At 35.4% G+C, this 14,205-nt stretch carries 17 protein-coding genes and 1 pseudogene; 10 read left to right on the forward strand and 8 right to left on the reverse strand.

Going from position 1 to position 14,205, the window contains the following annotated elements:
* Window positions 1-70 precede the first annotated feature (70 nt).
* Window positions 71-223 carry a DinI-like family protein gene (locus tag GKR71_RS20100; protein WP_336431412.1) on the reverse strand — a complete coding sequence of 51 codons (153 nt, stop codon included), beginning with the start codon at window positions 221-223 and terminating at the stop codon, window positions 71-73.
* Window positions 224-510: 287 nt separating this feature from the next.
* Here GKR71_RS20100 and GKR71_RS16495 point away from each other — a divergent pair.
* Both GKR71_RS16495 and GKR71_RS16500 read left to right on the forward strand, forming a co-directional pair.
* Window positions 511-675 (forward strand): annotated as a pseudogene (locus GKR71_RS16495) (NADP-dependent isocitrate dehydrogenase); the annotation flags it as partial.
* A gap of 448 nt (window positions 676-1,123) precedes the next feature.
* On the forward strand, window positions 1,124-1,882 hold the full coding sequence (locus GKR71_RS16500; protein WP_036953138.1) for a YnfC family lipoprotein: 759 nt from the start codon (window positions 1,124-1,126) through the stop codon (window positions 1,880-1,882).
* Between the two features lie 95 nt (window positions 1,883-1,977).
* Here the strand turns inward: GKR71_RS16500 and GKR71_RS16505 are convergent, their stop codons facing one another.
* Window positions 1,978-2,358: a DUF805 domain-containing protein gene (locus GKR71_RS16505; RefSeq protein WP_036953139.1), complete on the reverse strand. Its 381-nt coding sequence runs from the start codon at window positions 2,356-2,358 to the stop codon at window positions 1,978-1,980.
* A 506-nt stretch (window positions 2,359-2,864) separates the two neighbouring features.
* On the opposite strand from GKR71_RS16505, the gene GKR71_RS16510 reads away from it, so the two are divergent.
* Entirely contained in the window at window positions 2,865-3,623 is a 759-nt protein-coding gene (locus tag GKR71_RS16510) for a YnfC family lipoprotein (RefSeq protein WP_036953140.1), read from the forward strand.
* A gap of 7 nt (window positions 3,624-3,630) precedes the next feature.
* On the opposite strand, the gene GKR71_RS16515 is transcribed toward GKR71_RS16510, so the two are convergent.
* Window positions 3,631-4,200 (reverse strand): cytochrome b/b6 domain-containing protein, encoded by a 570-nt coding sequence (locus tag GKR71_RS16515; protein WP_108478015.1) that lies wholly within the window; start codon window positions 4,198-4,200, stop codon window positions 3,631-3,633.
* Window positions 4,201-4,423: 223 nt separating this feature from the next.
* On the opposite strand from GKR71_RS16515, the gene GKR71_RS16520 reads away from it, so the two are divergent.
* Window positions 4,424-4,813, forward strand: coding sequence for a nuclear transport factor 2 family protein (locus GKR71_RS16520; protein WP_036953143.1), 390 nt, complete (start codon window positions 4,424-4,426; stop codon window positions 4,811-4,813).
* A gap of 82 nt (window positions 4,814-4,895) precedes the next feature.
* Here GKR71_RS16520 and GKR71_RS16525 read toward each other — a convergent pair whose 3' ends face one another.
* Window positions 4,896-5,738: an MBL fold metallo-hydrolase gene (locus GKR71_RS16525; protein WP_154634596.1), complete on the reverse strand. Its 843-nt coding sequence runs from the start codon at window positions 5,736-5,738 to the stop codon at window positions 4,896-4,898.
* Between the two features lie 208 nt (window positions 5,739-5,946).
* On the opposite strand from GKR71_RS16525, the gene GKR71_RS16530 reads away from it, so the two are divergent.
* Together GKR71_RS16530 and GKR71_RS16535 are read left to right on the forward strand one after the other, a co-directional pair.
* The gene (locus GKR71_RS16530; protein ID WP_036953145.1) at window positions 5,947-6,285 is read left to right on the forward strand and encodes a GlpM family protein; all 339 of its coding nucleotides are present in this window, start codon (window positions 5,947-5,949) and stop codon (window positions 6,283-6,285) included.
* A gap of 165 nt (window positions 6,286-6,450) precedes the next feature.
* On the forward strand, window positions 6,451-6,849 hold the full coding sequence (locus tag GKR71_RS16535) for a hypothetical protein (protein ID WP_036953146.1): 399 nt from the start codon (window positions 6,451-6,453) through the stop codon (window positions 6,847-6,849).
* Window positions 6,850-6,908: 59 nt separating this feature from the next.
* Here GKR71_RS16535 and GKR71_RS16540 read toward each other — a convergent pair whose 3' ends face one another.
* The gene (locus GKR71_RS16540) at window positions 6,909-7,688 is read right to left on the reverse strand and encodes a class I SAM-dependent methyltransferase (RefSeq protein WP_036953147.1); all 780 of its coding nucleotides are present in this window, start codon (window positions 7,686-7,688) and stop codon (window positions 6,909-6,911) included.
* A gap of 227 nt (window positions 7,689-7,915) precedes the next feature.
* On the opposite strand from GKR71_RS16540, the gene GKR71_RS16545 reads away from it, so the two are divergent.
* Window positions 7,916-8,260 carry a DMT family protein gene (locus GKR71_RS16545; protein WP_036953148.1) on the forward strand — a complete coding sequence of 115 codons (345 nt, stop codon included), beginning with the start codon at window positions 7,916-7,918 and terminating at the stop codon, window positions 8,258-8,260.
* Between the two features lie 61 nt (window positions 8,261-8,321).
* Here the strand turns inward: GKR71_RS16545 and GKR71_RS16550 are convergent, their stop codons facing one another.
* Window positions 8,322-9,473, reverse strand: coding sequence for a pyridoxal phosphate-dependent aminotransferase (locus GKR71_RS16550; protein WP_154599182.1), 1,152 nt, complete (start codon window positions 9,471-9,473; stop codon window positions 8,322-8,324).
* Window positions 9,474-9,750: 277 nt separating this feature from the next.
* Here GKR71_RS16550 and GKR71_RS16555 point away from each other — a divergent pair, with 277 nt between their 5' ends.
* On the forward strand, window positions 9,751-10,260 hold the full coding sequence (locus GKR71_RS16555) for a DUF1543 domain-containing protein (RefSeq protein ID WP_108478017.1): 510 nt from the start codon (window positions 9,751-9,753) through the stop codon (window positions 10,258-10,260).
* Window positions 10,261-10,328: 68 nt separating this feature from the next.
* On the opposite strand, the gene GKR71_RS16560 is transcribed toward GKR71_RS16555, so the two are convergent.
* Window positions 10,329-10,676 (reverse strand): hypothetical protein, encoded by a 348-nt coding sequence (locus tag GKR71_RS16560; RefSeq protein WP_036953152.1) that lies wholly within the window; start codon window positions 10,674-10,676, stop codon window positions 10,329-10,331.
* Window positions 10,677-11,014: 338 nt separating this feature from the next.
* Between GKR71_RS16560 and GKR71_RS16565 the strand changes: the two genes are divergently transcribed.
* Window positions 11,015-11,386 (forward strand): hypothetical protein, encoded by a 372-nt coding sequence (locus tag GKR71_RS16565; RefSeq protein ID WP_108478019.1) that lies wholly within the window; start codon window positions 11,015-11,017, stop codon window positions 11,384-11,386.
* Window positions 11,387-11,684: 298 nt separating this feature from the next.
* Here GKR71_RS16565 and GKR71_RS16570 read toward each other — a convergent pair whose 3' ends face one another.
* Entirely contained in the window at window positions 11,685-11,933 is a 249-nt protein-coding gene (locus tag GKR71_RS16570) for a DinI-like family protein (RefSeq protein ID WP_036953155.1), read from the reverse strand.
* Window positions 11,934-12,585: 652 nt separating this feature from the next.
* Here GKR71_RS16570 and GKR71_RS16575 point away from each other — a divergent pair.
* Complete coding sequence (locus tag GKR71_RS16575) at window positions 12,586-14,043, forward strand: alanine/glycine:cation symporter family protein (RefSeq protein WP_154634597.1); 1,458 nt, start codon at window positions 12,586-12,588, stop codon at window positions 14,041-14,043.
* Window positions 14,044-14,205: the final 162 nt, after the last annotated feature.

Consider the following 14,205-nt stretch of genomic DNA (forward strand, 5'->3'; position numbering starts at 1 on the left):
AAAATTGTTAGATAACACAGATAAGATACATGGGCGTACAATGATTTTAATTGGGTAACCAATAATCATCTTACGAGATCTCTTCTAATATTTGACCTATCTCTTCGTTCTCATCATCTGTTTTAGTGCCGCTAATAGTTAGTGATTGTGATGAACTCATAGCGATACGCAAACTCAATGGGCCGAACCTGTCACCAATTCTTTTTATGATTTGCTCCTGCAGTGCGTTACGAGTTTTGTCAGAAGGTTTTGTTTTGACTCTTTATCAAAGAGAATTTCAATGCGTGGCATAATGTAACCTCTCATTTAACTGTTAATATATACAGTGTGTTTATATGCAGTAAATTATAAAATTGCAAATCTTAGTTGAACCAAAAACCATTCCCCAAAACTATTTATCATTACGATATAAATCAACAGGTTATATGTATAATTGAATCGTTTAAAACCATAAAAAATAAAGTTTAAATTTATGTAAAATCAATGCGATAGAGTTTAATTGGGGATATACTGCTGCGCCACATGGGTTGGGTTGAAGCGGCAGACTTAATCGTTAAAGGTATGGAAGGCGCAATCGCGGCTAAGACTGTAACTTACGATTTCGAACGTCAATTAGAAGGCGCTAAATTACTGAAATGTAGCGAGTTCGGCGACGCAATCATTAAACACATGTAATTTATTACGTAGTGTGAATAATAACGGGAGCCTAAAAACTCCCGTTTTTTTCGTCGGGTTTTTCTCTCAAAAATGCATAAATTAATTACATTAGACTATAGGTCGCATAAAAAAATTTGGAAAACTTAAAAGGGTTAAAATATATATTAATTAATAGTATTTAGCTTTGTATTTACAGCTGCCTAGTGCAGTCTTTTATTAATTCTAAACAATCAAATAGGTATGAATCCTATTATCTAAAGATTATCTTAATGCAATGTGAAGACATTTAATGAATAAGTGTTTGTACTTACTTTTGCATAAAGAAATGGCGCTGGAAGTTAGTTTGATAAATGTTAATATGATAAGAATTATTTGTAGTGAAATTAATGATGTAAATAAAAATTAGAAAAGAATCGTTATAAAGTTTAGAACACAGCAAATTAGCAATTCTGAGGTATGGAATTATATGAATAACAAATACTTAGCTTCAATTGTTCAATTGGCATTATTTACTGTCTCTTTTCAATCTGCTGCATTTCAAAAAAATGAGTATAACCCGATCGTTTTTAATTTTGCTCAACTCTATGATTTTAATCCAGTTAAAGGCAATATCAAAGAACTGAATACCTTTGTTTATAATGAGGATGAAACCATTAATTATCAGTCTGCATTAAAGGTTGGTCGTGATGGTTGTGTTGATAGTTTCACGATGAAACAAAAAAAAGATGAGTATTTAAATAGCATTGCTAACTGGCTTTCAGTCAAGCGAGAAAAAAATAAATTAGTGGGTTCAGATGCAAATGGACCTGTTGAAATGGAAGTGGCAGAGAATTGTTTGATTATTTCAAGAACTGATAGCAATGGAAAGTTAATATATCAGTACAATAATGATGGAATAATTATCGGCTCAATGAGTGCAGAACCTAAAGTTCAATACAGTGAAAACACATATAACGAGAATAACCTTCCTGAGACGATAAAATATTATAAAGATAATGTTGTTTTCTCTGAAAGTATCATTAGTTACGGCAAAGACATAACTAAGCCATTTGATCTTCAAATGGAAATTAAGGCACTTGGTTTGCCAATCTTAGTTGTTGATTCTAAATGTGATTATGACGAGCAAAATATTGCACACAAATGCAACTTTATACTCACAATCGTATCAAATGGAAAAACAATAAAGTTACCGAAAAGAAGTATTACGGAAACAGTGTTTTACTAGCGGACAATGTATTGAAGCAAATAGATTAAAGATATTTTGAAGAGAATTTAAAAGGGTAGTTAAATAAGCCCCTTACATAATAAGGGGCACTATTTTTATGCTTTTGGATCTGCGCCAAAACGGTTGTCGCCTTTAGTACCCTCTAAGCACATGAAGACGAGCAAAACGATCGCACCAAATGGGATAAATGAGATTAAATACCACCAGCCTGATTTTTCAGTATCATGTAAGCGACGTACAGATACAGCAATGGAAGGGACGATAGTGGCTAACGCATAGATCCCTAATAAAATTCCAGCGATCATTCCTAATCCACCCATTTCGCCTGTTGTGTAATCAACAGATGAAATGATCAATGCATATAGAACCATAATGATGATCATGTTAATAAGAGTAAACATCCAATACTCTTTACGTCTAGCACGACCTTCGAAATTAGCATAGTTATTTTTGATGACTTCTAAATACCAATTCATGTTTATTCCTTGACGAAAAATTGAGTGGTGAGTATAGGTAGAACTTAAATTTGTGTAAATCAGCATTATCTGTATATTTCAAGATAACAGTAAGATAACTCTCAATAAATTAATCCATCTCCCATGAGATAATCTGTTAAAAACAGGCATACTTGCGCAACTTTACATTAATTCTAGCAGCTTATTTCACTTTGCTAAAAGATTGTGCTGGTTTTTTCTTATTTTAAAAATGTATGACTTAAATGAAAATAGTTTTATGTTAGAGATAAAGATAGTATGACCGAGAGTATTTGTATGGTAGTGCATCTAAGCTCTAAATTTCTTGAGCTCAGTGAGGTAATCTAACCTTTAACCTTTAACCTTTAACCTTTAACCTTTAACTTTAAACGTAAGCACAGTAAAATTAGGCGCATCCTTCTGGTGGTGTTTTTACGTATAAAATTTCAATTTCATTAAAATAAATAGTAATTTAACTATCAGAATAAATATAAAAATTAGAGGACAGCATGAATATTAAGTTCTTATCACTGGCTTCCAGCATAACAACATTTTTTTTACCATTTCAGGCCGGTGCAGTCCCTATGGATAAATATAACCCGGTTGTTTTTAATATGGCTCAACTGTATGATTTTAATCCAGTAAAAGGCAATGTTAAGCATGTTAAATCTGTCGTTTATAATGAAGATGGTTCTATAAACTATGAGTCAGATTTGAAAATAGCAAAGGATGGCTGTATTGAAAGCTTTAGCATGACTCGTACAAAAGATGAGTATATTAACAGTGTACATAATGAGCTTTCTGTTAAACGTGAGAAAAATAAATTGATTGGTCAAGATTCTAATGGACCAGTAGAAATGGAAATTGGAAATAATTGTTTAATTCTATCTAAAAAAGACTCCGATGGTAAATTAACCTACCAGTATAATGCCGATGGTTTCATTAATAGCTCATGGGTCGCGGAACCTAAAACTAAGCTCAGTGCGTTCCACTATGATGAAAACAATCGCTCATACAATGTTTCCTATTACAATGATAATAAATTGTTTTCAGAGATTTCCGTAAGGTATACGAGTGATGAAACTAAGCCGTATGATCTTATTCTAGAAGTTAAAGTGCTCGATCAGTCTGTGCTAACTGTTGATACTCAATGTGAGTATAACCAGCAGGGCGTGTCGCATAAGTGCCAATTTGTATTGACACTTATTTCGGATGGAAAGCAAATTACATTGAAGAAACATAGTACGACGGATGCTTCATTCTATTAGTTGTAGGTCAATGGGGTGTTTTTCTCCATAGGATAAAATGCAATAAGCCCATAAGACCATGTCCCACAATATAAGCTTCGATTAGTCCTGTGAGTGTTTTATGAATATTTCTTGCTTCAGGGGCTAATGATGAGTTTTGCCACCATAAAATAAACCAAGTTACACCAGAAAGGATAACTAGCGCCAATGCACCCAGTCCAAGCCCTTGGACACTTGTTGCTAACCCTTTAGGTGAGCTGTCAGGAAGCTTTAAATTAAATAAGCTTGTGATATCGTTTTTTATCTGAGTGAGATCCCCCCATAAATAAGGATAGAAATATCTAAATCCTCGATTTGAGAGACAGACAAAAATGAGAATGGCCGCTAAAAATAATAAACAAAACCCAATGATAATGTGTAGCCAAGTAAAATAATACGCAAGACCACTTGTTGGGATTACGCCACTTTTACTGACAGACATCCAATTGCTGATGATAATTTGCCCAATGACCAATAAAAATATCATGCAATGAGTTAAGCGAATCGCGGGCGTTTGATAAACACCAAAAAACTGCCAAATAGATTTAAACAGTTTCATGTTATTCCTTAAAAGAATTCTTTTTCTATTACTCTATGTTGTAGTCTTTTTACTTATGAAATTCAATAAGTTTATTTTGATGATAAGAATTAGATGGATAGATTTACGTAATGTAAATAAGAATTATTTTTATCCAATAAAAGACAGAGTGATTGAAAGTCATGTGATTTGACCGAATATAGCATTAAGAAATGTAAAATTAATATTATATTGGGAAATAGTCATGAATAAGATGGTATTTGTGGAGCAGGCATTAAAAGCGGTTCTTGGTAAACAAATTGGAGAGTTAGCTATAATTAAGCAATTCTTCTCATCGGATTATGTGCAAGTAGTTGACGGAAAAATGATTAATTTTTCTGAGTTCTACTCGCATATGCAGGTTTTAAAAGAAGCCACCGAGAGCATTACGATAGAAATTAAGTCAATTGCAGAAGGTGAAAATTGTGTTCATACGCAACATATTGCGAAAGCAATAAAAAAAGAGGGCACGGTGAGTGAATTTGAAGTATTTGCTTGCTTTCATTTGATGGATGGAAAAATTATTCGATGTGAAGAGCTGACGAGAATGTTATCAGGCTCAAAACACGATAATGATTTGGGTTCTAGAACATAAATATATTTATAAAGGCAATCAACATGAAGCCATGTAGCTAATATAGGGGTTATTGTAATTAGCTACATGATTAAGTGTTATTTTATGCAGGATAAGTGAGTTGCATACCGGTTCCAACTTCTTGTACAGGGGCGTGTTTTGCCAAATGAATTTTAGCAGCTAAGTCCGTGCAATGGCATGGGTGGATCTGCAATAAATTCTGTTTTTTAAAATACTCACTGGTTTGGTGTAACAGCTCATCGGACGCTTTTTGTAAATGAAATCCGCCGATGACAGTCACAATTTTGTCTATTTTAGTGACTCGCTTAGCATGCTCGACAATGTTACAGATCCCAGAGTGTGAGCATCCCGTAATAACAATCAGCCCCTCGGAGGTTTTAATCGCAAGGGCGCTGTCATCCAGTACATAATCATCAACACTGTTATTATGTTCATCGATAGTTTTACCTACCGGCTCTTTTCCTTCAAACGTGTTATTTCGTGGGATCTCACCTAAGAAAATGACATTCTCAGAAACAGAGTAAGAACCTTTAGTTTCAACTGTATCAAAGTAGGCGGTTAAAACATTCTTAGGGGTATTCGCGCCAATAACTTTTGAGTCATAACTTTTAGGTTGCAAAGCATCCGGATGATAAATCAATTTTTTGGATTGCTGGGATTCAACATTTCGGCGATCTAAATATTGAATAAGGTGATTAATTCCCCATGTGTGGTCATTATGACCATGGGATAAAACGAGGTCAGTAATTTGAGCAAGGTCGATATTGAGGATATTGGCATTGTTAATGAAAACATCGGAATAGCCAGTATCAAATAGGATTTTTTTACCGTCAGCTTCAATGTGGTAGCAAACTGCGGGTTCGCCACAAAAATAACTGTCAATCAGGGTGTTGTTATCAACGAGTACAGAAATTTTTATTGTCATTTTTATCTCTTTAGTTGTTTCATTATACAAAGAGGTTATATCAGAATAATGGCAAAAAATATTCAACCATCGATAAACATATAGGGTGTAAAAAATCACATGTTTAAATATGTGATCGGGAAAGGGTTGTTTATGAAAGTGAACTAGTCAATGTGGGTGCTTTAGAGTGATAATCAGTACAAATACTCTTAACCCTATTGAGTTTGCTATGATTTCGTTATTGGTAAAATGCTTGTTTGGTGCACTCGCTGTTTTAGTTATTGCGATTCTCTCGCGTAGCAAAATTTATTATATTGCGGGATTGGTTCCTTTGTTTCCTACTTTTGCATTAATTGCCCATGTGATCGTGGTTCAGGAGCAAGGTGCGGAGGCATTAAGAAAAACAGCATTATTTGGTTTATGGTCACTAATCCCTTATGCAATGTATTTAATCACTGTTTATGTCTTTGCAACCAAATTAACACCGTGGATTTGTTTAAGTTTAGCGACGTTGATTTGGATAGTCGCTGCAGCTGTTTTAGTGTATTTCTGGCAGCTTACTCAGTGAAATTTATTGTTCTAACTCCTTTATTGTGTAAATTGAATGAAATATGCGTTTTTCAGCACTTAAATTTTTATACAACATTTCTGTGTTAGATTTGTACTCGAATTATTTTTTAGACGATTTATAATAATACTTAGTGTGTTCTAATTCGCCATTCTATAGAGAAAAATGTTACTAAGAGTCCTTGTAGTATTATTAGTCGCGGGCTGTTCCTACATAGCAGGTGTGATGACAGAAGTTTCTTCAGATACAGAGATGGACGCAGAGAGTAAAGTCAAAAGCGCCGTTGAAGATTTTCTGGTATATCCATCAGCCGCAACATACAAAAATGTGAAATATCATGTTCTGAATCAGAATGAAGAGGGCGATGAGACTGGCTACTATTGTGGTGAAGTTTTTGGGTTTGAAGATGGTTTACCTTACGGATATAAACGATTTATTGTTCGTTTACATAAAAACAAAGAAGGTAAAACAGTGGTTTCTATTCCACTAGTGGAAAAAGTTGATGATATTGTTCCTGTTGAACAATTTGACCCTATCTGGGAACGTTATTGCAATCGAGAGTAATAAATCATAATAATTAAAAGGCAGATTGATCTTTGTATTATCAACTCTGCCTTATGATTTCATGGTTTTATTGCCAATGTGGCTAGGAATGTTGGCAAGAAATTATCGATAACAAAACGAGGATTTGGCTGCCAATCTTCTTGAAAACCTGCAATGTTAAAGCCCGCCTGTATTTGCCCACCAATTAAGTCCGTCAGTGAATGACCAAAGACAAACGCTTCTTGCTTTGCTTGTTTTGACGCCACCTGTTCCTGAGATAAGTTATCTAATTCTGAAAACGGCATGGTATATCGTGGTCGAATAATTGTATTTTCAGTAGGACTTTTATCTCTATCATCAACAAATACGACAGGGTTAAAAAAGCTTGAGAGCAATCGACCTTGCGGTTTAAGTACCCGAAAGCATTCTTGCCATACAGGATTAACATCGGGAATGTATAAGTTTGAAATTGGGTGAAAAATAATATCAAATGAATTGTCTTCAAACATAGGGAGATAACGCATATCACCTTGAACTGTTGTCAGTGCTAAATTATCCCGCTTAGCCACCATACTATCTTGCGCTAACTGTTTTTCTGACAAATCAAATACTGTCACGATAGCGCCCACAGCAGCCAATATTGGCGCTTGCTGCCCACCCGCAGAAGCTAAACAGAGAATTTTTTTCCCTTTTACGTCACCAAGCCAAGCTTTATTTAATGGGGTTGGCGTTAGATGAATTTCCCAATTTCCTTTTTTTGCTTCTTCAATTGTTTGGCTATCAACCGGAGTAGACCAAGGTTGTTGAGATGCCGCTTGTTTATCCCATGCCTTTTGGTTTGCAGTAATAAAATCCGTCATAAAGTGTACCTATACATACATTAATTGAGGTCATTGTAGTCGCTGTAAGATTAAAGTAAATAAAAAAGCGTACCAATAAGTACATTTAATTTCCATGTTGGGAAATAATGCAAGCTATTTGGCTGGTTATATGTGAAAGCAATCATGAACAAGTATGGGAAGATGATTGAAATTAAGGGGTGTTATTCGCATAATATATGCATATTTGAACTCGCCATTGGCTTATCATGCTAGCAAAATTCTATCCTGTTATCTTATTGGTTATTTCCAATGTATTTATGATGTTCGCTTGGTATGGACATTTAAAATTTACGAATAAGCCATTATATATAGTCATATTCTTTAGTTGGTTGATTGCATTTGTAGAATACTGTTTTGCGGTACCTGCAAATCGCTTAGGACACCAATATTACAGCGCCGCTGAATTGAAGACGATGCAAGAAGTGATTACGTTATGCGTATTCGCTGGGTTTTCTGTGCTTTATCTAGGTGAGAGTTTTACAATAAACCATATCATTGGCTTTATTCTTATTTTTGCAGGCGCATTTTTTATTTTTAAAGGTCCTTTTTAGTGAACAGCATCTTCTACTTTATAGAAAGTAGAAGATGCTTAATAAATAATGGGATTTTTACTTACACCCAACCTTTTTGACGAAACTCTTTAAGTACCGCAACGAACTGCTCCATTTCTTGCGGGGTACCTAAGGTTAAGCGGTTCCAACCCATAACAGGTGGAAATTCTCTGCCAACCATAATATTGGCCTCTTTCATACGCTGTTTATAAGTTTTCACATCACCTTTTACTTTGTGGAAAATAAAGTTAGCTTGTGATGGCGCATACTCTAAGCCTAATTCATTAAGCGCAGTTTCAACGATTTTACGTGAAAGATTGTTAGATTTAAGGCTATATTCCAGGAATTTCTTATCTTTCAATGATGCAATGGCAGCGACAGCACCCGCAGTATTGGTGTTATCAATCGAGATAAATTCATCGACCGCTTCAATGATTTCAGGGGTTGCAATGCCGTACCCCACTCGCAGGCCTGCTAATGCGTAAATTTTCGAGAAAGTCCGTGTCACTATTAGGTTTTTTTGTCCTGCTTTGACTAATCCAATTGCGCTTACAAACTGTGGATCTTCAACAAATTCCGCGTAAGCTTCATCAACAATAAAAAACTGTTTATCTGAAACTTTTTTCATCCAGTTATCGAGTGGGCTATGCGGAGTTATCATCGCCGTTGGGTTGTTTGGATTACAGATATAGATAATGGATAAACCATCGTAATCATTGGCGATTTGCTCCATTTTTTTCAGGTCAAAACTCAAGTCCGATTTTAAGGGAACTTTAGTTATTTCTACACCGAGTGGGAGAGCATAAAGTTCAGCATAGTTAAATGTTGGATCTGGAGTGATAAGTTGAATTTTTATGCCATCTTTTCTTGCTTTATTTGCGAGCATGGCGACAGCCGCCTGAATGGTTTCTGACGAACCATTTCCGAGGGTCACATTTTTGCTGTCTAGACTATGCAGTGTGCCAATATTACCAATAAGCTCAGAGCGTGCGTCATCAGGGTAACGGAATGAACCGGGTAAAGCTTCAATAACCGCTTTTTGTGCACTGGGTGACATTCCCAATGAGTTCTCATTGAAATTGAGTAATAAAGGATGTTGGGCATTTGGTTTAACAAGTGCGCTAGTATTTGCACTTGCTTGATTTAAAACTGAATTTAGTGCTAAGCCACCAGCAATAAGTGAGCTTGATTTTAGAAAAGAACGACGATCCATAATGAGTCCCTGAAATATATTTATCTTGTGTGATTAGATTACTCGAAATAATTCAGTTGTAAATAAATATATAGTTAAAGTGATTTTTTATTCATTTTGTTATATTTCAAAAGGCTGGTTTGAAACGGAGATAATTTTTAAACTGCTCTAATTGATTGATTATAAATAGTAATTTTGATTAGTTTTAATTTTTGGGAGTGGTGTTAATTATTGCACATTGAATTGATATGGTTGTATATTATCATACATAACGATAACTAATCACAGAGAGAGAATAATGAAACTATTTATGTTTTATGTTGGTGGTAATGCCGGAAAATCCAATATTGAGGTGCACGATATTCAGTTTGCGGCAGTCAACACACCAGAAGAAGCTTGGCCACTATTGCGCGATGCTTGGTTTGGGGATAAAGATAAAATTCATGTGGATGGGTATGCAGATATCAATTGGGCAGATGGGTTCGACATCAGTTTGAGCAAAGAACCATCAGAAAGTGAATACAAACTCTATTTTATTAATGTAGGTGGATATATTTCATCAACACTTGCGGAGCTGCATGAGTTTGATCTCTTTGTGGCAAAAAATGCCCAAGAAGCTAAACAAAAAGCAATTAGCCAGCTCTTAGTGAACAGTCAGCAACAGCATAAAGATAATTTAAAAGATGTTGATGATTGTTTATTGCTACAAAAAATTGGTGAATATTATATTCACCTAAATAAAAATAAGAATGGAGATAAATATCAACCATTATGGCAAGGGTATTTACCAATAGGTATAAATAGCTAACTTTTAGTTAATACGTAATAGCCAGCATTATTAAAGATATTACTGGCTATTATGATTCAGAGTGAAATTTATTGAGCTTCTTGTGTCGCTAAGCTAGGTGAAATTTCAATCACTGCCACTTTCACCATATATTTCTTGTTATTCTCACCCTTTGGTACTTCCGCTGTAATTTTCTTTAACGCTTCTTCTGGCTGAGCGGTTTGTACAGCCGTTGAGTATTGCATCATTCCTTGATGGCGTCCCATATATTGCCCACGGTAAGTACCATCACAGGGTCTGTCATACTGAGATTGATTGGATCCGTTACACCAAGTTCCATTGCCATTTCGGTGATAACCATTACCGTGATAAGCAAATGTAGAGAAACTCACCGCTAATAAGCTGCCGACTAAAATAAGTGATTTTAAATTTTTCATTTTGATTCTCCTCTTTATTTATTATCAGCTTGCCACTGTGTTTTTTTATTTCAATCTTATTTACTTAAATATAGGGAAGTTTCATATTTAAAACACAGTTATTCATTATTTCTTCATACTGATAAAAAATTGTTAAATAAATATTGGTAGTGTTCGAATGGCAATAATTCAATATTATATAAGCTATAAAATGTTAAGTGTAAAATAAATTTATTTTTATTTTGTCAATTAAATGGAACTTTTTGTGCGGCATGAATATCGAGATACTTATTATTGATGGGGTAAAGGTGTTAACATAATCGATAAGCCCATAAGTGTAGTATGAGAAGGATTTGAGATTGAAACGTATAAAAAGCAAGCTACTGATAGTTATATTGTTGGCGTTAGGTGCATTTGCTTATCAGTTTTATACAACGATCGGTGATAGCGATGTCACCAAGCAAGCTGAAAAGCTTATCGAGAATAAGCTAAGTTCAGGTAGTCCTCTGACTTTTGAGGATGTCAAAATTGTCCTGAAAAGCGAATTTAAAGAAGGTGAAAGCTACCGAGTCTGTGGTTTTTATCAAACTAGTGAGCAAGGTGATAAGTTACCGTTTGTTGCTAGCGTCAGTGTTCAAGATGGAAAATTCTCTGAACATCATCAATTGATCACCAGTGATACACCAGAACTACGCACTGCCATTGTGTCATTGTGTGAAAAATCACAGTAATTCTATTTAGAGTATTTACGGTATAGCTGCGTATCCAATTCAGGCGTTCGCCTACATTTTTCCCATAAAAAAAGCCAGTAATAAATACTGGCTGCTATAAATTAGCAAAAGCAATGTAAATGAAAATTCGTTATATACATTACCATATAGCGCTTAAAAGAAAAGGACTTTTATACAAAGTCGACTAACATCATTATTAACTATGATCTTGATCAGGGTTTGAAATAGGTGAAAGGGCGAGAGGGATGAGTTCCAGCCTAGCGGTTATCGCTGGAGGCTGGAAAATAGAGCTAGAGTATTATGCTTTTAACCAGTGACCATGATGGAAAACATCTTCAACCAGTTCATGGAGAACGATATGGGCTTCTTTATCATCATGGAAGCCTTTGGTATTGAAGGTGGTTGCACCACTGTCATGTGTAATAAAAAGGTTGCTACCTGGGTATACTTCTAAAACTCTGGCATGCAATTCAGCTGTGAACGCGTCGTAGGATTTTTCAGAGAGCGTTGAGACTAAATCGTCAGAAACTTTGATGTGGATTTCCATATATTACCCTTTGATGTAGAAAGCAAATTAGCGATAAGTGTATTGGTATCATAAAACATTAGCAATAATCTTATTATGATGATTGCAAAACGATTATTCTACTCTGAAATAGGTTTGAGTGGTAGATTTAAAATATAATTCAATGAAGACGTATCAAACTATATTTAATATTTATCATCAATGATTATTCAAAGGAGTAATCATTAAAATTTAGCAATTAGTTATTCAATTTAAAAAATAATTAAATACCATTTAACCAAATACGCGTTCACTTAATTAAATTTAATGATTTTTTACTTATAATAGTAAATTCTGGTTAAAAATTATCATGTTTTTAATCAATTGATTGAGATCGTTCTTAAATTAATCAATCTGGTGTATCACTTTGTTTTAATAATTATTTTATTTCACTTTTTTACTCTGGCTTGCATGATTATTCGCTGTCTTAAGTATTAAATAGGCTGATGTTCAGAAAAAAATTTACAGAGAAAGTAAAAAAAATATAATTCATGGGTCTTGTTTAATAACATTGATTATTCATGATAAACCATCATGGTTTATATTTTTATTTGTTTAATTACTTAAATAATATGGAGCTAAATAACTCACCAACTAATACATCTATTAGTGGATATAATAAAAGGAGCATAATTTGATAGAATTTATAAACTCAATCAGCAATCTTATTTGGGGCTCGTTATTAATTTATTTATTACTGGGAGCCGGCTTATATTTTACAATACGATCTAAATTTATTCAGTTTAGGCATTTTGGTCACATGTTCGGAGTACTGAAAAATAGCACTCAATCGGACAGCTCAGGTATTTCTTCATTCCAAGCACTATGTACCAGCCTAGCGGCACGAGTCGGTACTGGAAATCTAACGGGTGTTGCTATCGCGATTACGGCAGGCGGCCCTGGCGCTATATTCTGGATGTGGGTCGTTGCATTATTAGGAATGGCGACATCATTTGTTGAATGCACATTAGCGCAGCTTTATAAAACCAAAGATGACCAAGGTAGCTATCGCGGCGGACCTTCTTATTACATGGAGAAAGGCTTAAAACAGCGCTGGATGGGTGTATTGTTCTCCATCTTCTTAATTATTGCATTTGGTTTGGTTTTTAATGCAGTTCAAGCGAACTCCATTGCACAAGCAACTGCTGTGGCATTTGATTTTAACCCACTCTATGTTGGAATTACCTTAGTGATCCTCAGTGGCATCATTATTTTTGGTGGATTAAGATCAATTGCTAAAGTTGCCGAATTTGTTGTGCCAATCATGGCTATTGCTTATTTAGTACTGGCTTTCTGGGTCGTCGGTCAAAATATTGAGCGCTTACCTGATGTCTTTATGCTGATTTTCCGTAGCGCCTTTGGTTTACAGGAAGCCGCAGGCGGTGCAATTGGTTATGGTATCGCTCAAGCGATGACGCAAGGCATTCAGCGGGGATTATTCTCGAATGAAGCCGGAATGGGGTCTGCGCCAAATGCAGCGGCATCTGCGTCACCTTATCCACCACACCCAGCCTCCCAAGGCTATGTCCAAATGTTGGGAGTATTCATGGATACCATAGTGATCTGTAGCGCTACAGCCATTATTATTTTGGCTTCTGGCGTGTTAGATGGCCCGGTGGGTAAAATCAATGGTATTGAGCTGACTCAGCTAGCTTTATCTTCTGCGGTGGGCAGCTGGGGAAGTATCTTCGTTGCGATTGCAATTTTCTTTTTTGCCTTTACATCCATCATTGCCAACTATGCTTATGCAGAAAGCAATATGATTTTCTTGGAAAATAATCATACCGCAGGGCTATTTATTTTCCGCTTAGCGACATTGGGAATGGTGATGTTCGGGGCGCTCGGTGAAATGCCACTGATTTGGAAACTTGCGGATATTTCGATGGGCTTAATGGCAGTTACAAACTTGATTGCCATCCTCTTGTTGTCCGGTGTGGCATTTAAACTCGCGAAAGATTACAACCAACAGTTAGGTGCGGGCAAAATTCCAACATTTGATATTAATGATCATCCAGAGCTGAAAAAGCAGCTCAATGAAGGAATTTGGGAAAAGGAGTCGGTTGAGCAGTGGGTTAAGAACGAAGCCCATTAATTTTGCAGCTGCTGATCGCTGTTGACTGCATTGACCTCAGTTGAAAATTAATAGAAATGTAAGGCGCTTGGATTTATTTCTAAGCGCCTTTTTTATTATTCATTCTCTGGTTAATAAATATAAAAAACTTGCTTTATTGTCTTTAGAGCGTAAGGTTTTGGA

Origin of the sequence: Providencia sp. wls1922 (assembly GCF_009706505.1) — a bacterium.
Taxonomy (GTDB): Bacteria; Pseudomonadota; Gammaproteobacteria; order Enterobacterales; family Enterobacteriaceae; genus Providencia; species Providencia lanzhouensis.

Bases quoted from the DNA above. Each gene is read 5' to 3' on its own strand.
- GKR71_RS16525 (WP_154634596.1), bottom strand. From the start codon at position 5,738: ATGACAATAAAAATTTCTGTACTCGTTGATAACAACACCCTGATTGAC.
- GKR71_RS16555 (WP_108478017.1), top strand. From the start codon at position 9,751: ATGAAACTATTTATGTTTTATGTTGGTGGTAATGCCGGAAAATCCAAT.
- GKR71_RS16560 (WP_036953152.1), bottom strand. From the start codon at position 10,676: ATGAAAAATTTAAAATCACTTATTTTAGTCGGCAGCTTATTAGCGGTG.
- GKR71_RS16510 (WP_036953140.1), top strand. From the start codon at position 2,865: ATGAATATTAAGTTCTTATCACTGGCTTCCAGCATAACAACATTTTTT.
- GKR71_RS16505 (WP_036953139.1), bottom strand. From the start codon at position 2,358: ATGAATTGGTATTTAGAAGTCATCAAAAATAACTATGCTAATTTCGAA.
- GKR71_RS16540 (WP_036953147.1), bottom strand. From the start codon at position 7,688: ATGACGGATTTTATTACTGCAAACCAAAAGGCATGGGATAAACAAGCG.
- GKR71_RS16515 (WP_108478015.1), bottom strand. From the start codon at position 4,200: ATGAAACTGTTTAAATCTATTTGGCAGTTTTTTGGTGTTTATCAAACG.
- GKR71_RS16535 (WP_036953146.1), top strand. From the start codon at position 6,451: ATGTTACTAAGAGTCCTTGTAGTATTATTAGTCGCGGGCTGTTCCTAC.
- GKR71_RS16520 (WP_036953143.1), top strand. From the start codon at position 4,424: ATGAATAAGATGGTATTTGTGGAGCAGGCATTAAAAGCGGTTCTTGGT.
- GKR71_RS16550 (WP_154599182.1), bottom strand. From the start codon at position 9,473: ATGGATCGTCGTTCTTTTCTAAAATCAAGCTCACTTATTGCTGGTGGC.
- GKR71_RS16500 (WP_036953138.1), top strand. From the start codon at position 1,124: ATGAATAACAAATACTTAGCTTCAATTGTTCAATTGGCATTATTTACT.
- GKR71_RS16570 (WP_036953155.1), bottom strand. From the start codon at position 11,933: ATGGAAATCCACATCAAAGTTTCTGACGATTTAGTCTCAACGCTCTCT.
- GKR71_RS16530 (WP_036953145.1), top strand. From the start codon at position 5,947: ATGATTTCGTTATTGGTAAAATGCTTGTTTGGTGCACTCGCTGTTTTA.
- GKR71_RS16545 (WP_036953148.1), top strand. From the start codon at position 7,916: ATGCTAGCAAAATTCTATCCTGTTATCTTATTGGTTATTTCCAATGTA.